This window comes from Spirulina sp. LEGE 11439 (assembly GCF_059821285.1).
The window spans coordinates 73,337-94,656 of sequence record NZ_JCAMRX010000021.1 but is presented as its reverse complement, the minus strand read 5'-3'; the positions used below and the strand labels follow the sequence as shown (position 1 = coordinate 94,656).

17 protein-coding genes are annotated in these 21,320 nt (G+C 42.8%); 11 read left to right on the top strand and 6 right to left on the bottom strand.

Annotated features, from left to right (window positions below; genetic code table 11):
• Window positions 1-62: 62 nt before the first annotated feature.
• Entirely contained in the window at window positions 63-1,055 is a 993-nt protein-coding gene (fmt, locus tag AC6RV6_RS15415; RefSeq protein WP_500241758.1) for a methionyl-tRNA formyltransferase, read from the top strand.
• Window positions 1,056-1,057: 2 nt separating this feature from the next.
• Here the strand turns inward: fmt and AC6RV6_RS15410 are convergent, their stop codons facing one another.
• Window positions 1,058-1,453 (bottom strand): DUF6464 family protein, encoded by a 396-nt coding sequence (locus AC6RV6_RS15410; protein WP_500241754.1) that lies wholly within the window; start codon window positions 1,451-1,453, stop codon window positions 1,058-1,060.
• Window positions 1,454-1,632: 179 nt separating this feature from the next.
• On the opposite strand from AC6RV6_RS15410, the gene AC6RV6_RS15405 reads away from it, so the two are divergent.
• Window positions 1,633-3,117: a radical SAM protein gene (locus AC6RV6_RS15405; RefSeq protein WP_500241753.1), complete on the top strand. Its 1,485-nt coding sequence runs from the start codon at window positions 1,633-1,635 to the stop codon at window positions 3,115-3,117.
• Between the two features lie 21 nt (window positions 3,118-3,138).
• Window positions 3,139-3,999: a YqcI/YcgG family protein gene (locus AC6RV6_RS15400; protein WP_500241752.1), complete on the top strand. Its 861-nt coding sequence runs from the start codon at window positions 3,139-3,141 to the stop codon at window positions 3,997-3,999.
• 14 nt (window positions 4,000-4,013) lie between these two features.
• Here the strand turns inward: AC6RV6_RS15400 and AC6RV6_RS15395 are convergent, their stop codons facing one another.
• Entirely contained in the window at window positions 4,014-4,631 is a 618-nt protein-coding gene (locus AC6RV6_RS15395) for a phytanoyl-CoA dioxygenase family protein (protein ID WP_500241751.1), read from the bottom strand.
• A 73-nt stretch (window positions 4,632-4,704) separates the two neighbouring features.
• Here AC6RV6_RS15395 and AC6RV6_RS15390 point away from each other — a divergent pair, with 73 nt between their 5' ends.
• A complete protein-coding gene (locus tag AC6RV6_RS15390; protein ID WP_500241750.1) occupies window positions 4,705-5,667 on the top strand; it encodes a DMT family transporter in 963 nt (320 codons plus the stop codon).
• A 14-nt stretch (window positions 5,668-5,681) separates the two neighbouring features.
• On the opposite strand, the gene AC6RV6_RS15385 is transcribed toward AC6RV6_RS15390, so the two are convergent.
• Window positions 5,682-6,767 (bottom strand): amidinotransferase, encoded by a 1,086-nt coding sequence (locus tag AC6RV6_RS15385; protein ID WP_500241749.1) that lies wholly within the window; start codon window positions 6,765-6,767, stop codon window positions 5,682-5,684.
• Window positions 6,768-7,143: 376 nt separating this feature from the next.
• Between AC6RV6_RS15385 and ggpS the strand changes: the two genes are divergently transcribed.
• Both ggpS and AC6RV6_RS15375 read left to right on the top strand, forming a co-directional pair.
• A complete protein-coding gene (gene ggpS, locus AC6RV6_RS15380; protein WP_500241748.1) occupies window positions 7,144-8,649 on the top strand; it encodes a glucosylglycerol-phosphate synthase in 1,506 nt (501 codons plus the stop codon).
• A gap of 494 nt (window positions 8,650-9,143) precedes the next feature.
• On the top strand, window positions 9,144-10,457 hold the full coding sequence (locus AC6RV6_RS15375) for a glycosyltransferase family 4 protein (RefSeq protein ID WP_500241747.1): 1,314 nt from the start codon (window positions 9,144-9,146) through the stop codon (window positions 10,455-10,457).
• A gap of 67 nt (window positions 10,458-10,524) precedes the next feature.
• Here the strand turns inward: AC6RV6_RS15375 and AC6RV6_RS15370 are convergent, their stop codons facing one another.
• On the bottom strand, window positions 10,525-11,097 hold the full coding sequence (locus tag AC6RV6_RS15370; RefSeq protein ID WP_500241746.1) for a hypothetical protein: 573 nt from the start codon (window positions 11,095-11,097) through the stop codon (window positions 10,525-10,527).
• Between the two features lie 402 nt (window positions 11,098-11,499).
• Between AC6RV6_RS15370 and atpD the strand changes: the two genes are divergently transcribed.
• Together atpD and atpC are read left to right on the top strand one after the other, a co-directional pair.
• Window positions 11,500-12,951 carry a F0F1 ATP synthase subunit beta gene (gene atpD / locus AC6RV6_RS15365; RefSeq protein WP_500241745.1) on the top strand — a complete coding sequence of 484 codons (1,452 nt, stop codon included), beginning with the start codon at window positions 11,500-11,502 and terminating at the stop codon, window positions 12,949-12,951.
• 137 nt (window positions 12,952-13,088) lie between these two features.
• Window positions 13,089-13,502, top strand: a complete 414-nt coding sequence (gene atpC, locus AC6RV6_RS15360; protein ID WP_500241744.1) for an ATP synthase F1 subunit epsilon — start codon at window positions 13,089-13,091, stop codon at window positions 13,500-13,502.
• A 59-nt stretch (window positions 13,503-13,561) separates the two neighbouring features.
• Here atpC and AC6RV6_RS15355 read toward each other — a convergent pair whose 3' ends face one another.
• Window positions 13,562-13,891 (bottom strand): 30S ribosomal protein PSRP-3, encoded by a 330-nt coding sequence (locus AC6RV6_RS15355; protein WP_500241757.1) that lies wholly within the window; start codon window positions 13,889-13,891, stop codon window positions 13,562-13,564.
• 78 nt (window positions 13,892-13,969) lie between these two features.
• On the opposite strand from AC6RV6_RS15355, the gene AC6RV6_RS15350 reads away from it, so the two are divergent.
• Complete coding sequence (locus AC6RV6_RS15350) at window positions 13,970-14,749, top strand: TIGR01548 family HAD-type hydrolase (protein ID WP_500241743.1); 780 nt, start codon at window positions 13,970-13,972, stop codon at window positions 14,747-14,749.
• A 132-nt stretch (window positions 14,750-14,881) separates the two neighbouring features.
• Window positions 14,882-15,859, top strand: coding sequence for an Rpn family recombination-promoting nuclease/putative transposase (locus AC6RV6_RS15345; protein WP_500241742.1), 978 nt, complete (start codon window positions 14,882-14,884; stop codon window positions 15,857-15,859).
• A gap of 122 nt (window positions 15,860-15,981) precedes the next feature.
• On the opposite strand, the gene AC6RV6_RS15340 is transcribed toward AC6RV6_RS15345, so the two are convergent.
• Window positions 15,982-16,347: a cupin domain-containing protein gene (locus tag AC6RV6_RS15340; RefSeq protein WP_500241741.1), complete on the bottom strand. Its 366-nt coding sequence runs from the start codon at window positions 16,345-16,347 to the stop codon at window positions 15,982-15,984.
• 457 nt (window positions 16,348-16,804) lie between these two features.
• On the opposite strand from AC6RV6_RS15340, the gene AC6RV6_RS15335 reads away from it, so the two are divergent.
• Complete coding sequence (locus tag AC6RV6_RS15335; RefSeq protein ID WP_500241740.1) at window positions 16,805-21,301, top strand: CHAT domain-containing protein; 4,497 nt, start codon at window positions 16,805-16,807, stop codon at window positions 21,299-21,301.
• Window positions 21,302-21,320: the final 19 nt, after the last annotated feature.

The following is a 21,320-nucleotide window of genomic DNA, read 5'->3' as shown; positions in this document are numbered from 1 at the left end:
AGTCACCAGTCACCAGTCACCAGTCACCAGTCACCAGTCACCAGTCACCAGTTACAAGAGGAATGAAAATTGTTTTTTTTGGTACGCCACAGTTTGCTGTTCCCAGTTTAGAACGATTGTTAAATGAGCCGGAAATCGAGGTTTTGGCGGCAGTGACGCAGCCCGATCGCCCAAGAGGAAGAGGTAAAAAACTTATTCCTTCTCCGATTAAAAAAATTGCTCTAGAGCATCAAATTCCAGTTTGGCAGCCCAAACAAATTAAGAAGGCCAAGAAAACTCTCAATTTACTGCGAGAAACTGATGCCGATGCGTTTATTGTTGTTGCCTACGGTCAAATTCTATCTCAAGAAATTCTTGATATGCCTCGTTTGGGCTGCATTAATGGTCACGGTTCTCTGTTGCCTCAATATCGCGGGGCGGCTCCGATTCAATGGTGTATTTATCATGGGGAAATTGAAACGGGAATGACAACAATGCTCATGGATATCGGGATGGATACAGGAGCGATGTTATTAAAGTCTTCTCTGGCGATCTCTCTCCTCGATAATGCTCGACAGGTTGCGATCGCGCTTTCAGAAAGTTGTGCTGATTTATTAGTAGAAACGCTATTGAAATTACAAGCAAAAGATATTACTCCCATTCCTCAAGATAATAGCTTGGCAACTTATGCCCCTTTAATTTTAAAAGCCGATTATCGTTTGGATTGGACGCATACCGCGATCGCACTTCACAATCAGATTCGAGCATTTTATCCGAACTGTGTCGCCCAATTTCGCGAGAAACCTTTGAAAATCTTGGCAACAATTCCGATCGGAGAAGAATGGCGATCGCAATTGCCCTCAGAAATTCAACAGCGATTGCAATCTGCTAATTTATCAACCATGACCGGACAACCGGGAGAAATTGTCGGTATTATCAAGAAATTGGGCGCAATCGTACAAACTGGAACAGGATTATTACTCTTACAAGAAATACAATTATCCGGCAAGCGACCCCAATCTGGTTGGGATTTCGTCAACGGTTCTCGCTTAAAAGCTGGAGAAACAATAAGCTAATTTTATACTCCGCAATCTGCAACTGATGACGGGTGACAGTGATGTGGGGACTGTTCAAAATACTGACACCCCAAACAAGGACCTTCTGGATTTACCGCACAGCGCAAGAGTTCCGATCGCGCATTAAAGCGGCAATTTGCATCGCCAATAATCCAGTGTCCGTCAACTTGAGTTCGTTCTTGAGGCGGTTTTGCCGATTGAACGTAAATGGAAATTTTGTTGAGGCGATATCCATCAATCTTGTAGCGATAGTGGTGATGGCGTTCTAAAACGGCGTAAGTCTTACCAGCAACATCGACATAATTCCCCGGTTGCGGCATCCAATCTAAATACACTTCCCCCAAATTTTCTTGGGGGTGCGTCAAAATAATCTCTGTGGGCAATGAATCTTGCTCCATATGGCTCTGATTGTGTTTTAGACTACAACTAATTTAGTGTAACGCAATTTGAGCTTCTCGTTCTCTCTCTCTTTGCGATCGCTTAATCTTTCTGATGGCTTCTCATGAATATAACTCTATTATTTTTCTGGATCGAAAAATAGTATGATTTACTGGTGAGATGTTATATTGCCCAATCGATGAAAATAGGACTTATAGAGTTGCCCTATCTCTATCTCCTTGACCCTAACGGTAATAATTGGGTGGAACTCAATGATAGTCCTCTGATTAGCAAGCAAATTCTGATGGCGAATTTGCTTGCGGGTGGATTTGAGGTTGAGCTATTCAATCTTAAGGAAGGTTCGGAGGAAGAAGAATTAGGCACGGTGCAATGGAAAGGCATGACGCTACGCAAAGTGATTCGAGGTCGCCAAATTTCATCCCTCGATCCTCATGCCTGCGATGCTTGGGGGGTTACCAATAACTTCACCATGTATCGGGAAATGGCTTGTCGAATAGTACGACATTTAGCAGAGGGTAAGAAACCTATTGTTATGGGAGGGTCGGACGTTTTAGCCGAACCAAAGCCCTATTTCCAAGCAGGTGCAGAGGCGATCGTCATAGATAAGTCTGGGGCAGCTAATTGGTCGATTTTTGATTATATCTTGGGAAAAGAGCCGCGATCGCCTCTGTCGGGAGTTGTTTTTGCCGATGGCAGACAATATCAGAAAACCTTACACCCCCTACACCCCCAAGATTGGGATTTGCCAACCGTAGAGGTGGCGCAAACCTGTTTGGGGAATACATCAGAATTTCTCGAGCCTGACGAAGCGATCGCTTTATTACCCATCGGCTCGGTTATTGCCGATCTCGGTTGCGATCGCACTTGCAATTTCTGCCAAACTCCAACCTACCGCACGGGGTATTTACGCATGACTCCCCAACGTACTTTAGAGTGGTGTTGGCGACAAAAAGCAGCAGGTGCCCGTAGTATTACCTTAGAATCCGACCAATTTTTAGGGCGGGTTTTATTTGGGGACGAAGGACGGCAAGAAATTCTTGATATTGTCAGTCAATTGCGAGAATGGGAGTTACCGGTCGCTTGGCCTAATGGCATAGAAATTCGCAAGGCCACTCGGGGTCGAGGTCGCGATCGCAACCCTGATGACCTCCTCCCAGATGAAGAAATGGTCGAAGCAATGTGGGGATGGGATGGGAAAGTCGGCTGTTTTTATGCTTATATTCCCGCAGAACGTCCTTTTATCGGCCGACAAAACTACAAGAAACTATTACCTTGGCAACAGCATTGTCAGATGCTAAAAACCATTACTCGAGCAGGAGTTCCTAACATTAGCTATGGTATTATTGTTGGCTTACCCGATGATGATGAAGATAGTTTATTGTATCTCGAAGAGGCGATTCACGACCTCTATCAAGAATTAAAAGGAATTAATCCCAGCTTAAATTTTTTTACCGTTCCTAATGCAATTATTCCGATTCCCGGAACGCCACAAGCTCATAATATACGAGAGTCAAAATTAATTCGTTTTGACGATCCTCTGATTTACGGCAATATGTGGACGGCTTCTTGCGATACTCACAATATGAGTTACGAACAAGTATCGAATTGGCAAATGCGCCTTCTTAAGATTGGTAATGACTGGGGACTTTTAAGTGCAGCATAAAAGCAAAGGATTTCACAGCAAATGTCAAAGATTATCGATCGCTTATCGCCAAATTCCTCAACTCCGCTCTGGAAAAAAACTCAACTTGAATCAGCTCTCGTCGGTAGTCAACTTCCTAACTGGGTTAGCCAGAGTTATAACACTTTTGCGAACACTATGCGTCAGGAAGATTTTCCCTGTTTCTTTGGTACATTAGCCGAACAGAAAGAAATGATCCGCTATGCGATCGCTCCTTTGGTTCAAACACCAGAATCTTACGAGCATCTTATCGAAGCCGTTTATCTTTACTTAGAAGAAGAAGGGAACTTTGCTCGGGATTCTACAGGGGACGATCCGCTTTTTTTGACCCTTGTTGTCTTTTTGCCACCAGAAGAAGCAGAGCATTCCTTGGAATATTATGCCGAACAAGCGTATATCTTTTTGAATGGGTTACACCAATACGATCGCATTCCTTGGCCTGCCGATATTCCTACCGATTCCAGCAATTCTAATTGGCGTTATTGTTTGGGAGGGCGTAGTTTATTTGTGAATGTTTGTACTCCAGCCAATCACAATCGGCGATCGCGCAATTTAGGACCGGGTTTAACAATGGTTATTAATCCAGAAGACTTATTTGAAAAAGCGTGGAAGCGTTGGGGAGAAGAACCTCGCCGAACGATCTATCAAAAAGTAGAAAAGTACGATCTCATTCCACCTCATCCTATGGTGATGCCGTGGAAACCCGAGGAAGAGCGGGATCATGCTCATGCAAACGTAACTGTTTTAGCTGATGACAACGAAAGCTATTTGTTTTTTCCCTTTCAGTTTTCTGCCCCTCATCAAAGCCAAAAAAGTTGCCCTCTGCATCGATCTTCGGTTTCTTCAATATCAGAGAAAATATGAGTTTTCTCTGAAAGTTAATCATTCGAATTGGCAATTTTATAGTAGAGAAAGAGCGTCCATTGCGACTTTTTGGAAACATTTAGAAGACTTGTATGCCAGAGTAAAGGGTCTTGAATTACTGCCGTTTGTCCGGAAATCCTTAAAGTTAATTCATTAGGATGAGAAACGTGCATTTTTTCTTTCTTCGGCGTTGGCCAACTGTTACTTTTAGGGATTACTTGCAAAATGTCATCTTTCCCTTCACTCCCTATTAAAGAAAAAGTAACACCAATTTTAGCCCCGCTATAGAGAATATCAACATCTTGATGCCATAATCGATCGCCTTGTCCAGTATTAATTCGTCGCAAAAACCAGAGAACCAATTCACAAGGACTTTGCAATATTTGCTCGATTTGTTCGATCAAAGCAGGAGATTTGCCAACTTGCTCAAAAGCTGGATAATTAGGCAAACAGGTGAACCAATCATCCCCACAATAGATTCCTTCCATAATCATCGATTCTTCTACCGGGATAGTTGCCTCTATTTGTCGAGCCTCCTCGTACAGATTGTTAGCAAGGGATTGAGAAATAATATTTTCTGCGACAATGTAGCCATTGTCAATAAAATTTTGGTTGACTGGGGCTATCAACATAATTACCTTTGAATGCACGATGAATATATTATCATTAATCCGCGTTCAGTTCGATTTAACTTACAATCTTATTATGAATGAATCTGTATCAAATAATCATCAAAATTCAACTGTAGAGAAAAACCAAAGATCGCGCTATATTCTCGGTTTCATTTTACTGGCAGGAGTCAGCTTGATTTTAGGATCGGGTTTTCCTATCATCAAAAAAGTTGTTTTCGGTCTTTCTCCGCAATTATTGACCACAAGTCGTTATGCTATTGCTGCCTTGGTTTTATCTCCCTTACTCTGCAATCTGAATCGGTCATTAATTCGAGATGGTACGATTATCGGATTGCTCTTTTTCGGTCTTTCCTTTCTTGAATGCGTGGCACTCGAGGATATATCTGCCAGTCGAGCCGGATTTACGTTTGCTTTAAGTATAGTGTTTGTGACTCTCTTGGAAATTCTTCAAGGCAAATCTCTTCCTCCCATTTCTCTTTTTTGTGCGACATTAGCTTTTGCCGGAATTACTCTGATGTCTTGGCAAAGTGGAGAGCCTTTAATTGGAAGCATTTGGATGATCCTTGCTGCTATCTTAGATTCAGTCTATATTATTGTCATCGAACGTGCCGTCGCCATTCATCCTCCATTAAAGTTAGCAGCAGTGAGTTGCTGGATTCCTGCAATTCTCGGCTTAATTTGGTCTGCTCCCGAGCTGGCTAATGAGTGGATGGCGATCGCGGATAATATCTGGGGATTGCTTTATTTAGGAGTAGTTGCGATCGCTCTTGTTGGTGTCCTAGAAAACCTTAGTCAGCAATGGGTTCCCGGTAATGAGGTTGCGATTTTCCGCACCCTAGAACCCTTAGCGGCAGCTTTTCTTTCTTTTTGGTTTCTGGGCGAAACCTTCAATCGTTATGATTATCTGGGTTCGGCAATGGTTCTCAGTGGCATTATTTTACTGATATCCTACAAAGGAAAAGAGTTAAGAGGTTCAACCACCTCAGAGAATTTCCCCAATCTTGGAGTTTTTTCTGCTTCTGAAGAGAAAGAATAACCCAATCTTCAACCTTAAAAATAGGATTGAAGCGTCCCACGACGACGCACATCCAAGGTCGCGCAGTGAAAAGAACCAAGGAAAGGATAGTAATGTTCAAATTCACAAAGAATAGTCTTAAAACCCCAATCTTTTAAAGATTTAATTAAAGCCTCTTGAGATTTCTCTACTACGATTCTTTTTTCATCTAACATGAGAACATTAACCCCAATCCACTCACTCATCAAATTCAGTTTAACTTTCGGATTATAATTGGGTTTTGGCGCAACCAAAATATCCCAACTTTTGAGAATTTTGGGCAGTGTATCAATGTTGATAAATTCAGGATTAACCAAAACTTTTCCAGGAGCGAGAGGCATAAAACTGGTATCAATATGAACATTATAAGGATAAAGTGACTCCAACGTATGAATGCGATATTCATCTCCCAGGTGACGTTGAAGCCATTTTATTCCTAACTGGTTGGTAACATGGCTTCGCTGCCCAAAAATATCTCGTCCGCAGCGTACAAAATCGGCTGCATCAAAGACGGGTTCAAATTCATTAACAACAAATTTTAACTTTTCTCCCGGTTTAGCAAACTGGAAATCAAAGTTGTACTGTTCGTCCAATAGTTGTGGTTTTGGAGCTGCCGTCCATTTTGCTCCTGCTTGAAAATATTCTCGTAATAGAGGGCGAAATGACCATGCTTCAAAGTAACGACTGCGATCGGCCATAGGAGCTTCAATAATTTCATTGCCAATAACCAAAAAGACATCCCGAGGATTTGCGGCACAAAAACCATTCGGCATTTGCCATGCTGGAGTTGCATAAGATTGGTTATGATTTCTCGGCTCGACTTGACGAACTTTAACACCTTCTGACTCGAGAATATCAATAAATCCATTGAGGTCTTTTTCGGCAGCTGCTACTAATTCTTCTGGGTAACAAGCATGAGCAACAAAGATTTCCTTGATAGATTCCAGTTCTTCTTGAGGAAACGTCCATTTATTAATAATGTCAAGGTAGGGATAAATCGCTCCTTTTACATTACCAACAATTACTTCTTCAAGTAAATCCCACTCATTATAAGAACAAACAGGAAAATTTGAATTTTTCAACAAATCAATTTCCATGCCTAAGTATTAGTATTGTAGCAATATAATTTTACAATATTGTTTATTTTTAATTTTTTCTTTGATTTTATACAAAAAATAAATCTAAAAAAAGTCAGTAAGTTTCCTCAAAAAACTTTGAGCGTTGCAGCGTAACCAAACTTATACCAAGGAAGAATCACAAGTACAAAAGTAAAAAAATATCTCAAAACAAAAACATTAAACGAACAAATGAGATCGTACTAACTTTACAAAATTTTAAGATTGTGGTATTCTGTAAAATAGAAAGAGGTACAAATGTACAAAACAATCATACGGTCGTAACAACTTTCATTTTTCCTGTTGTACCGATAAACCGAATAAACACCCCCAACAATAAATTATGAAATCCGATTTAGTTATCCTTTACCATCGAGAACCTTACGATGAAGTTGTTGAAAATGGCGTAATTCGCTATCAACCGAAAAAAAGTCCCAATGGAATTCTTCCAACCTTAAAAAGTTTTTTTGAGAATGTGAACAGGGGGACTTGGATTGCGTGGAAACAAGTAAATGCTAAACAAAAAGCAAGTTTTGAAAAGAAAGTAAATATTGAAGGGGAAGGAAACTATAGTGTTTGTCGTATTCCTCTCAGTTCCGAGCAAGTTAAACACTTCTATCATATTACGTCGAAAGAAGCATTCTGGCCAATTCTTCACTCTTTCCCTTATCATTTCACTTCAGAAACTTCCGATTGGGAAAATTTCCAAGAAATCAATCGCTTGTTTGCAGAAGCGGCTTGCGAAGAAGCAGCTGATGATGCGTTAATTTGGATTCACGATTATAATCTTTGGTTGGCTGCTGCTTATATCCGTCAGCAAAAACCCAATGCTCGTATCGCCTTTTTTCATCATACCCCCTTTCCTTCTGTTGATATTTTTAATATTTTGCCGTGGCGAGAAGAAATTGTTGATAGTTTATTATGCTGCGATATTGTTGGCTTTCACATTCCTCGTTATTCAGAAAATTTTGTAAATGTTGCTCGGAGTTTGCGAAAGATTGAAATTGTCGAAACAAGAGAGGTCTCTGAGCATATGACTTCAGTGGGAATGGCATTAGCCGAACCGGAGGTCATCAGCAAAATTCGCCACAAAAATCAATTGGTCAGAATCGATCCTTTTCCTGTAGGAACGAATCCTCAACACATTCTCAACACTTTAGAGAAGGAAGAAACGCAACAACATATCGAACAAGTTCGCCAAGAATTAAATGGAAGAAAATTGATTGTTGCTGCAGGCCGTGTCGATTATGTTAAAGGGAATCAAGAAATGCTGGAGGCATATCAGCGCCTTTTAGAACGTCGTCCCGATCTGCATGGTAAAATTAACTTTGTGATGACTTGTGTTTCGGCGGCAGCAGGAATGCGGATTTACAAAACCGCTCAAAATCAAATCGAACAATTAGCGGGGAAAATTAATGGACGCTTTGCTAAACTCGATTGGATGCCCATTTTACTCTTTACTCAACCGGTTCCTTTCCATCATTTGATTGGTTATTATAAAGCAGCCGATATTTGCTGGACAACTCCTCTGCGTGATGGTTTGAATTTGGTCGCCAAAGAATATATTGTTGCTCATGAAGGTAAAGATGGCGTATTAGTTCTTTCTGAGTTTGTCGGTGCTGCAGTTGAATTACCTCAAGCTGTTCTCACGAATCCTTACTCAACTAAACGTATGGATGAAGCGATTGAATTTGCCTTGGAAATGCCCCTCGAGGAACAAAGCGATCGCATGGAAAAAATGTACGCGACTGTTACCCAATACGATGTAAAATATTGGGCCGATCGCTTGTTTGCCTTATTCCAAGAAACAAAACGAGAAACAAGCTCGGAAATGGCCGGAGTGAGCTAGTTTTTCATTAACGCTTCCGTTTCTCAACTTTGACACATAAACAAGAACTTGAGTTCTTGTTTATGTGTCAACAAAAAGGTCGTTTTTCAGTTATTTTCAAGCCATTAAAATTTTTAAAATTTCTTCAGAGAAAAAAATAGACAAAGGCATGGTAAAGTTACGGAGAACAACTTCCGTAAAAACACGTAGAATTGTTGAACAATAATTTCAGCAAAATTGCAGTGTATTCCCAGCGTCAAAATTTATTTGACTTTCTCAATCAGTGGTAATTCAGTATTTTCTAGGAAGGAATAGAAACAATTTTACGCTAATCTTAAGTGAAACTCTGAAATGATAAAAGTTTTGCTAAGTAAACTTGCCCTTGCCATGAACAAGAGAGATAAGTTATCAAGGATGAGTTCACAAATATTATACAAAAATCAATCTAGGGTAATGCGCGATCGCTTTGTTTGATTTTTGTTTGATTTTTAAATTTTTATCAGCATGGATTGGGAATGAGGAATCAACTCGACAAACATCTACCAAATCTCTTAACGCTACCACCCGAGCCGATTAAGAGCAAACGTAAATATTCTAAACTGACATCCCAAAAAAGAAGTAAAGTTCTCATTGTTACACAATTTTATCCTCCCGACTACGCAGCAACGGGACAGTTAATTGCCGAACTGGCCTCGCAACTGGGCAAGTTAGGCATGAGAGTCAGTATTTTTACCGGACAGCCCGGATATGTATTCGATAAAGATATTGCCCCTAAACGAGAAAGCATTGAGCGAGTGAGTATCCGGCGATCGCGGACATCTAGGCTCTGGCCCCTGCGAATTCGCGGACGGGCGATCAATGGCTTATTGTTCTGCGCTCGCGTTGCAATGCACCTCATCAAAAATCCTCGCAGCCAGCATCTTTTTCTCTTTACCAGCGAACCTCCATATTTATCGGTATTGGGATATTTAGCTCATAAATTGCTAGGCATTCGCTATGCCTGCTTGCTTTACGATCTCTATCCCGACGTTGCGGTAGCCTTACAGGTCGTCCCTCAAAAGCATGGGTTAGTCAAATTTTGGGATTGGCTCAACCGCAAAATTTGGCAGAAAGCAAGGGGAATCATCGTTTTAAGTTCTTCCATGAAAGCACGAGTCGTCGCAAAATGTCCGGAAGTCGAACATAAAGTCAGTGTTATTCCCAGTTGGGCCGATCCCGAGGCGATCGTGCCGCGAAATAAGCAAGAAAATTGGTTCGCTCGTCAATTCGGAACCAGCGATCGCTTTACCGTGCAGTATTCTGGCAACCTCGGTCGCTGTCACGATCTTGACACAATTTTAACGGCAGCAGAATTGTTGCGGGATGACTCCATTCAATTTCTTTTTATCGGTCACGGGGCGCAGTTGCAAGCCTGCCAAGAGCGCGTAGAACAATTGAATTTGACCAATTGCCGATTCCTACCCTATCAAGATAAATCAGTTTTGCCTTATTCCCTAACGGCTTGCGATTTATCTTTAGTGAGTATTAGTCCGGGGTTAGAAGGATTAGTTGCCCCGAGTAAACTTTATGGGATTCTCGCTTCGGGTCGTCCGGTGGCTGCTGTTTGCGAACCGCATTCCTATCTGCGATCGCTGCTGGATGAAGCGCAATGCGGTGCCGCATTCGATAATGGAGACGGGCGAGGATTAGCTGATTATATCCGCTATTTGGCTGAAAATCCTGACATTGCCCGCTATGCAGGCAGTTCTGGGCGGAAATATCTCAATGCCCACTTTACACCGGAAATTGTTGCCCAACAATATTTACAAGTATTAAATCAGGGGAATTGATAGTTGGGAATTGGGAAAGGATGGCTTTTTCTACTCATCTCTTTTCCAGCCACACCTGATAATCTTTTTACTTCAACAATTCGGTTAATTCCTTCGCAGAGGTTCCGAGAATTCGAGCCAAAGTATTCATTTCTTTGTTGCTAAAGCCATCGCGAATTTCCATAACCTCTTTCGCAGATTTGCCGAGAATGCGCGAGAGGACTTTGAGTTGCTCATCCGTCACTTCTTTACCGCGATAAATATCGCGTAATTCTTGCGGAGATAAACGATAGGAATTACAGAAAAACACGAACTCTTTGTCACTGACATCCAGTTCTCTTTGGCGATCGCGCAGAAGAAAAGCGATCGCCCTTGTACCATGTTCTGGACGCTTAGCATTTTCCAGATAGCGCTCCATCAACTTGGTCACTTTTGCCGGATTTCCTCCTCTCTGCTTGATCAAGTCCGTGCAGGCCATTTGTAAGGCCTTTGTTAAAGTTTCATTATCTTCGTGAAGTTGTTCGTCTTCATTGAGAGTTTCGACAATTCTCGCAGCTATTTCCGGGCTACAGAAACCGACTTCTCGATCTTCATAAAAAATCGCAATATAGCTGCGATCGGAATTAAATTCGAGATGCAGGGGTTGATTGGTCTGTTTCATTAGCCTAGTATCTTACGATCGGGTTTGCAGATAAACTACCGAGAAAAGCGAATAGCAGTGCAGAACGTGCGGATATGCACGATAATTTTGATCATAGCGGTTTGCGCCATCGGTTCGGTCGCATCTCGCTGGGGAAATCGTCTCCATTGTAAACCACGTTGCTCAAAGCATGAAGGGTAAAGAAGATGAAGATCGGGAAATTTCCCCAAAGAGTGATAATCTGTAGAATGGAAAATTTCACATTAGCTTAAGACTTTCCTTTCCGCTTAGCGATCGCGATCGGTTATTGCCATCTAGTTATTGCCATTAAAGCGATGACCCGCAAAACAATTACCAGCAAATCGTTTACCACTAAGTTGTTGGATTGTCAAGCATAACGAACTGTCAAAATAGCATTTAAGCATGGTAGCCACAACAGAACAAACCAACATTGGAAAAATCGTGCAAGTCATCGGCCCCGTTGTCGATGCTGAATTTCCCAGTGGAAAAATGCCACAAATTTATACGGCTTTAAGAATTGAAGGCAAAAACGAAGCGGGTAATGATATTGCCGTTACCTGTGAAGTGCAACAACTTCTTGGAGATAACCAAGTCCGCGCCGTTGCCATGAGCGGAACAGACGGCCTCGTGCGCGGAATGAACGTTATCGATACCAATTCCCCCATCAGCGTTCCCGTGGGTAAAGTCACCCTCGGTCGCATTTTCAACGTTTTGGGAGAACCCGTCGATAATAAAGGCGACGTGAATGCCTCGGAAACCTCGCCCATTCACCGTGCGGCACCAAAACTGACAGAATTGGACACCAAACCCACTGTTTTCGAGACCGGAGTGAAGGTAATCGATCTTCTGACTCCCTATCGTCGCGGCGGTAAAATCGGTCTGTTTGGCGGTGCTGGCGTGGGCAAAACCGTCATTATGATGGAATTGATCAATAATATTGCCATCAATCATGGGGGAGTCTCCGTATTTGGTGGTGTAGGGGAACGCACTCGCGAAGGGAATGACCTCTACAATGAAATGATCGAATCCAACGTTATCAACCCGGACAACCTCAACGAGTCCAAAATTGCTTTGGTTTATGGTCAGATGAACGAACCTCCCGGCGCTCGGATGCGCGTGGGACTGTCTGCGCTGACGATGGCGGAATATTTCCGCGATGTCAACAAGCAAGACGTATTGTTGTTCATTGATAATATTTTCCGTTTCGTCCAAGCAGGTTCGGAAGTCTCCGCACTCCTCGGACGGATGCCCTCGGCAGTAGGATATCAGCCGACTTTAGGAACGGATGTGGGGGACCTGCAAGAACGCATTACCTCGACAAAAGAAGGTTCAATTACTTCGATTCAAGCGGTTTACGTCCCTGCGGATGACTTAACCGATCCCGCACCAGCAACAACCTTTGCTCACTTAGATGGAACAACGGTACTTTCTCGGGGGTTAGCTTCTAAAGGCATTTATCCGGCTGTGGATCCCCTCGGTTCGACTTCTACCATGTTACAGCCGAATATTGTCGGTGACGAACACTACGATACGGCTCGGGCGGTACAAGCAACGTTGCAGCGTTACAAAGAATTGCAAGATATTATTGCGATTCTCGGTTTGGACGAACTTTCCGAAGACGATCGCCAGACCGTCGATCGCGCTCGCAAAATTGAACGATTCTTGTCTCAACCTTTCTTTGTCGCTGAGGTATTTACGGGGTCTCCCGGTAAATATGTAACCTTAGAGGACACGATTAAAGGATTCCAAATGATCCTCAAGGGTGAGTTAGACGATCTGCCCGAACAAGCATTTTACTTGGTTGGGGATATTGAAGAAGCCAAGGCCAAAGCTGCAAAAATGAAGAAAAGCTAGTTTCAACAGGTTGGTTGGACATGGCGAATGTGATTCGCCGTCCCCCAACCTCAATTATCAACGATCGATGATGGGTAGTTGGTAATTGATAATTACCCTTTTGATGGGATTGCAAAAGAAAGAGGAATTAAGAAACAATGACATTAAATGTTCGCGTTATCGCTCCTGATAAGACCATTTGGGACGATGAATGCCAAGAAATTATTTTACCCAGCAGTACGGGACAGCTAGGAATTTTAAGCGGTCATGCACCGTTATTAACTGCCCTTGATGTGGGAGTCATGCGGGTGCGTCCCGAGAAAGATTGGCTGGCGATCGCGCTATTTGGCGGTTTTGCTGAAGTTGAAGACAACACCGTAACCGTGATGGTGAATGGCGCTCAACGGGGAGATGAGATCGATCGCGATGGGGCGAAAGCCGATTATGAGGAAGCGATCGCCAATCTCAGTAAAGTTGCCGAAGGCGATCGACCGGGTAAAATCCAAGCCGAACAAGCTTTAAGACGAAAGCGCTCTCTTTTTCAGGCGGCTGGCGGCATGGTACAAAGCTAGTGATAGCAAAAGCGAGATGGAAATCGACTCTCCATCTCGCAACTTTAAAAAAGGTATTTTTAATTACTACCCGTAAAAACGACTTCTGGAAATTTATCTTGAGCTTTGATCATGGGAGTACGCTTGCCTTCTTCTTGCCAATAGTTAATCACTTCGGTGGCTTGATTGAGAAGTTCGATGCGCTCGGTTTCGCCGATCCAATTCTTGGATTCTAATTCCGTTTTGAGTTCTTCCCAAGCATCGGTGCGCGGCCAGAAAAAATACTTGGTTAGGGGACTAGTACCTTTTCCGACGACTTGATCGACGGCGATCGCGACATTCGCGTCCAACCACAGGATTTTTAAAATAAATCTAGCGTCTGTTTCTATTTCCAATTGACTTTCTCCTATTTTCGTCTGGGACGGGGTGAAACGATAAAATTCACAATTCTTAATTGTAGCTCGAATTTAGCATGTTAAGGAAATAAAATGATTATTATTTTTGATATCGATGGTGTGGTGCGAGATGTAGGTGGCTCTTATCGTCGGGCGCTTGCGGATACAGTGGAAGAATTTACCCAGAGGGCATACCGTCCTACGAATGAAGATATCGATCGCCTGAAGTCTGAGGGAATTTGGAATAATGATTGGGAAGGCTCTCAAGAGTTAGTTTATCGGTATTTTGCATCTCAAGGAAAGACTCGCGAGGAAATTGCGCTAAATTACGAGGAAATTGTTGATTTTTTCCAATCTCGCTATCGTGGGACGGATAGTGAAAATTTTAATGGTTACATTACCACGGAACCGTTATTATTGCAAGTTCATTATTTAGAAAGTTTGAGTAAAAATGGTATAGCATGGGGCTTTTTTAGTGGTGCAACCCGAGGCTCTGCGGAATATATTTTAAGGAAGCGTTTGGGTTTGGATAATCCGATTTTAATTGCGATGGAAGATGCACCGGGAAAGCCAGATCCGACGGGTCTTTTTGAGACAGTTAAACAGTTAGAAAGCAAACATAATATTGAGAAAAATTTGACGGTATTTTATGCAGGAGATACGGTTGCAGATATGTATACAATTGAGAAAGCAAAGTCATTACAGCCGGAAAGGAATTGGATCGGTGTTGGTATTTTACCCCCTCACGTTCAATCGAATTTGGAACGAAAAGAAAGTTACGGCGAACAGTTGAAACAAGCAGGCGCTAAAATTGTTTTAGGAAATGTGCAGGAGTTGACTTCAGAAAAAGTTCACGAGTTAATGGAGCATTAATTTTCTGCTTCTCTTTGCGATCGCCGAGACTAAACTGGCTGACAATTGAAATATGCGATCGCTTCCCAAGGTCATCTATAATGAAGTTAGACCTCCTGAGTGCATCGATCGCGAGGAGTCTCAAGGAAAGCCATGCAATTTATCAGTCCTAAAACCGATTTCGCCTTTAAGAAGATTTTTGGCTCTAACGAGAGTAAAGATATTTTAATTAGTTTCTTGAATGCTTTAGTTTACGAAGGGCGATCGCAAATTCAAGATTTAGAAATTCTCGATCCCTATACGGGCGGAAATACGCCAGATTTAAAAGATAGTTATCTCGATGTTAAAGCAGTTTTAACTGATAGAACAACGGTTATTATCGAAATGCAAGTATTAAATGTAGCAGCTTTTGAAAAACGAGTGGTTTATAATTTAGCGAAAACTTATGCAAATCAATTAAAATCCGGTCAAGGTTATTCTTATCTGAGACCTGTTATTGCTTTAACCATCACCGATTTTCAACTGTTTAATAATACTGAAAAAATCATTACAAAATTTAGTTTTCAGGAAGATGAAGAAGGCTTTAAATATCGCGATCGTGAAATTGCCATGATCTTTGTTGAACTTCCTAAATTTAAGAAAAAACTGGCAGAACTCAAAAACTTAACTGAAAAATGGCTTTTTTTTATGAAAGAAGCACCTTCCTTAGAACTTATTCCTCCCGTACTCGGGGAAATTCCCGAAGTGGAAAAAGCATTGAATATTGCCAATCGAGCTAATTTAGGAGTCAAAGAACTCGAAAACCTCGAAAAGCGAGAAATGTTTATTGAAGATCAACGCGGTTCTATTCTTCTAGCATTACAGGAAGGTAAAGAAAAAGGCAGAGAAGAAGGCAGAGAAGAAGGCAGAGAAGAAGGGAAAGAAGAAGGCAGAGAAGAAGGGAAAGAAGAAGGTAGGCTAAAATTATTACAATTAATCTTCCGAATTTTGGGACGATTGGGGACACTTTCCCCTCAAAATCGAGAAGCGATCGCGCGTCTTTCTCTCTCGGATTTAGAAGAATTGGGAGAAATTAGCTTGGATTTTTCCAGTTTGGAGGAGTTGTCAAATTGGTTGAGCGATCGAAATTAAAAGAGCGATCGCCTCGCTACAAAAAAATCACCCTTCCTCGATAAGATCGATCGCTTTTTTCTTTGATTGGAAAAATACAAGAAAAGTGCGATCGCTCGATAATTAGGTGGGTTACTACTTTGCTACTCTGCATCGCGATGGACGGTATCAGGAGTAAAAGCGGGGGTACAAACAGCGATATATTCTGCACCTCCTGCAAAGGGCGTACTGTATTGAATCCATTCTCCCCGAGAAACCGCGATCGCACTTCCCGCATTCACATCAATTGTTTCCGTTTTTGTTGTCACTCGCAACGTTCCTTTTAAAACAAGAGTATATTCATCAAACTCGGGAGTTTGTCCCGGTTCGACCCATCCCACAGAACTTGTCATTTTAGCAATACTAATCTGTTCGGTTTGAGAATTCATACAGCCGATAAATTCTTCAATAATTTTAGGCTTATTGCCACTCGCTTGAATTTGAGTGGGAGATGCAATCAGTTTTACCATTGTTTGAGATTCTCAATTTTTCTGCTTTTTCATTTTAGATTGGCAAATGGCGATTTTCCAGCTTTCGATTTATGTTTTTATGTCATCTCGGACAATTATGATAAAGCGATCGCATTAAAACTGAACACTTAAAAGCCTAGTTTGCGATCGCTTCTTCTTCAAGGTAACAAAATGTAAATCCTTATATTCACGGATTTACATTGTTTGTCGGGAGAGTAAAAAAATGTCCAGTATACTCAATATAGAAAAGGATAAATTCTTCCTGAAGAGAATTTAAACCTGAAATTAATCTCGTTTTCCGTCAAATCTTAGAGATGATTTCCGTCAAAATCAGGGTTAAAAAAGACAAAGATTAATGTTAAAAAATAAAAAGGGTGTATCTCGGCCGGCTTGTATCCAAACTTGTATCTAAATTTACAGCTATCTGGCTCTACTGCGCGATCGCTGGAGAGATAAAATGCTTAAGAATCTATTTATTATATTTGCTCCCTTTTATTTTTATCAATTTATCGATATGCGCTCGGTATTAGCGCAATCGATTGTTGTAGATACTAGCAGTGCAGGGACGACTATCAATCAAAAAGGAAATATTTATAATATTCAGGGCGGAACTCAAGCAGGTGCAAATCTCTTCCATAGTTTTCAAGAACTCGGACTCAATGCGAATGAAGTTGCTAATTTTCATTCTACCCCTCAAATTCAAAATATTTTAGGACGAGTTACCGGCGGCAATCCCTCAGTGATTAACGGCACGATTCAAGTTTTAGGGGGATATTCTCACCTCTATTTAATGAATCCGGCAGGCATGGTATTTGGAGCCAATGCAAGTTTAAACGTTCCCGGGAGTTTTCTCGCCACTACAGCCGATAAAATTGGTTTTGATGGTGGTTGGTTTAATGCTACAGGAGATAATAATTATCAAAATTTGCTGGGTACGCCCAATCAATTTGCATTTTTAAGCGAACAACCGGGAACGATTATTAATGGGGGAAATTTAGCCGTTTCCAAGGGGAAAAATCTGGCTTTAATTGGCGGCACGATTATCAATACTGGCACGATCGCGGCTCCTCAAGGCAATATTACTCTCGCCGCCGTCCCCGGTACCAATTTAGTCCGCCTCACTCAAGCAGGAATGTTATTGAGTCTCGAACTTCCCGAAGAAGAAATCGCTCGAGGCATCACTCCTCTAAAAATTCCCGAATTATTAACAACCCCCGGAGTTACAGAAGCGATCGCGAATGCACCTATCCCTAGTCTCGATAATGGCGATGTTTTCATTGCGGGAAAAGTAAGTGCCGCGACGGTAAATTTAGCTGCCACCCATCGCGTTAACCCCACAGACTACGATCTCATTCGCACGGGAGACGGGACGGAAAACGCACCAACGGTGATGGTATTTGCCAATGAACCTCAAGATCCCCTTGCTTATACGTTTATTGACGAGAAAGCCGATAACCCTTATCAACTGCTCTATGGAGGGGAAGCCGGTACGATCGCCACCCTCGTGACTGCCCGGGATAATGGGATCTCATTGATTGGCGATCGCTTAGCGGCGATCGATGCAGAAGGGGTCGAAATTGATGCGGTGAATATTGTGGCAGAGGGCAATGAAGGTTACTTTTGGTTGGGAAATGCCCTCGTTACCCCGGAAACCGTAGCAGAAGGCGGAATCTATCGCGAACAATTGCAAACATGGGGACAGTCTCTCACTCGCAATGCAGATATCTTACTTTACAGTTGCTTGACCGCTTTGGGGGCAACGGGAGAAGATCTCGTGCAGAATATTGCCAGTGCCACAGGAGCCGATGTTGCTGCCTCCACAGATGTAACGGGAAGCGTTTATTATCAAGGAAACTGGGACTTAGAATATGCTACAGGGGCGATCGAAACGCAAAATCCCTTTACGTTACCAACCTTGAGTCAATGGGAAGGAAAATTGGCCGTGCAACTCGTCACCACCACAGCAGATATGGGGGCGGGATCTTTGCGAAAAGCGATCGCAAATGCTGGCAATGGCGATTTAATTACCTTCGATACGACGGGAGTTTTTGTCAATCCTCAAGCCATTAATCTTGCCTCGGAAATTTTTTGGAGCGTGGACGATTTAACGATAGAGGGAATCGGGCGCGATCGCCTCTTTATTAATGGTACGGCAACTTCGAGAGTCTTTAACACTAATGCGACGAACGCAACCATTCGCAATGTTACCCTCCAAAATGGCACGACAATCGGAAATGGAGGCGGAATCAATCATACCGGTTCGGGAACGCTGACTCTTGCTAACAGTACAGTGACCCACAGTCATGCCAAACTGAGAGGGGGAGGGGTTTATAGTTATGGGGATGTTAATCTCGTTAGCAGTACGGTGACAAATAACAAGGCAATTTTGGGAGGAGGTGGGATTTATAGCTATAACTCTACATCGCTCACGAATAGTACGATCGCTAACAATATGACGAATGGAGTGGGGGCAGGAATTTTGAATGCCCGAGTCGGTGGCAACATTTCTCTCGTCGAGAGTACAATCGCCAATAATGTTGCCAATGGCAACGGTGGTGGTTTGTTTGCTCGGGGAAATATTAATCTAACCAAGAGTACGGTATCGGGTAATGTATCAACCACTAACGGCGGTGGCATTTATACCGATCGCGCGGTTCATTTAACCAATAGTACGATTTCTGGGAATATAAGCACCACAGGAGGAGGAATGACCGCAGGGGAGGGAACGATTCTCAATAGCACCATTACCGAGAATCAAGGCGGTGGTATCGAAGGTCAGGGCGGAACATTTGCGATCGCTAACTCCATTATTGCTCAAAATACGGGTAACGATCTGGCGGGAAATTTTGCGGGGAGCAGTTTTAACTTTAACCTCATCGGCAGCACTGCCGGAACGACAAACCTGACCCTCGGCACGGGTAATATTACGGGAGTCGATGCCAACTTATCCCCCCTTGGCAACTATGGTGGCAATACTCAAACTCACGTTCCTCTCCCCGGTAGTGCGGCGATCGATGCTGGGATGAATGGGGGACTGGCAACGGATCAACGAGGTTTGTCTCGCGGGACGCAAGTGGATATAGGTGCAACCGAAGTTACCGCAGATTTAGCCATTCAACAGATTATCTCTCAACCTTTAGCCAGTGCGGGACAGTCTGTAACCTTTTCTGCGATCGTTACCAATAACGGTCCCGATGCAGTCGGAGGAACGATCGTCGCCAATTTTCTCGACGCTCAAATTAATTTGAATGATATCACTTTTTCGAGAGGCAATGTCGATCTGGTTTTAGGGAATGATTCTACACCTCATTTGGCAACTTGGACGATTGACGCGCTCGATGGTAGTTTTAATACGATCGCAGCAGATAACCAAGCAAACCTTAATTTAACGGGAACAGTACAAGCAAGTCTCAACCCAGCCACATTAACCTTTTCCAGTCAGATTCTCTCCTTTGTGGGGGAAAATAGCAATCCGATCGACGATCGCGCCAACAGCGAACTAGCGACCCTACCGACAAATTTATTCTTTTTTCCCTATCCTTTTTCTTCACTCTCTTCGCCATTTTCCCTTGCTTCTGTCTTCAGTTTCGAGACTGCGATCGCTGATGAAATCCTCTTCGAGCAACTGGAAGAAGGATTAGGACAGCATTTTCAAGATTATCTAGACATTGAAAATGCTGAAACTATCAGCCTCAAAGAAACGCGACAAATCTTAGCCAATATCCACGCTGAAACAAATTTTACCCCGGCTCTCGTCTATATTTTCTTTAAACCCGCTCGTGCTGGCTCTCTCGAAGCGCGATCGCTATTATGGCAGTTCAATGATTCTTCCCTCAACGCTCACCCTGAAGATTTTGTTAGCCCTCTCTCTCGACAACAAGATAGCGATGAATTAGAAATTGTTTTAGTCTCGCAAGACGGAGATATCCTGCGTCGTCCCATGAAGGGATTGACGCGCAAGCAAGTTCTGGCAGAAGCGCGTCAATTTCGCCGCACCATAACTAATGTGCGTCGTCCGGGAGGGTTTTTCAAACCCTCTCAACGACTTTATCGATGGTTGATTGCACCTATCGAAGAAGACCTGCAAGAACGGGGTATTGACAATCTTGTCTTTATCTTGGATGCTGGATTGCGATCGCTACCCTTCTCAGCGTTGCACAATGGCGAAAACTTTTTGATCGAAGACTATAATCTCGGTCTCATTCCCAGTTTGTCTCTGATCGATCCCCAATATCGCCAACTCGAAGGGGCTGAAGTTTTGGCGATGGGTGCCGACACCTTTGCCAATCACGACCCTTTACCCGCAGTTTCGCTAGAATTAGAAGTAATTAGCGATCGCCTCTGGCAAGGAGAGTCTTTTCTCAATGAAGAATTTACCCCAGAAAAATTAATTGGCGCTCGGGCAACACGAGATTTTAGAATCGTTCATTTAGCCACCCATGCGGAATTTAAACCGGGACAGCCCCAGAATTCTTACATTCAATTTAACTCGCAACCATTACCCCTCGATCGCTTCAAAGAATTGGGATTTGATAAGCCTCCTGTCGATCTATTGGTCTTGAGTGCCTGTCGCACGGCTTTAGGAGATCCTGAAGCTGAATTGGGGTTTGCGGGGTTAGCTTTAGCCACGGGAGTTAAATCTGCTTTAGGCAGTCTTTGGTATGTTAACGATAAAGGAACTTTGGGATTGATGACAGGTTTTTATGAAGGTTTGGGATCCTTCGGTTTGATGACTTCGTTTTATGAGGGATTTGGTGATTCAACGATTAAAGCCGAAGCCTTGCGACGGGCGCAACTCTCGATGTTGCGAGGAGAAACGCGGATGGAAGCCGGACAATTATTGACCTCGGAAAGCAATTTTCCGTTACCTTCCGTTATTTCCCACCAAAACACCATCAATTTTACTCATCCTTATTATTGGAGTGGATTTGTGATGATTGGCAGCCCTTGGTAATTCAAATGCAAAGACGATC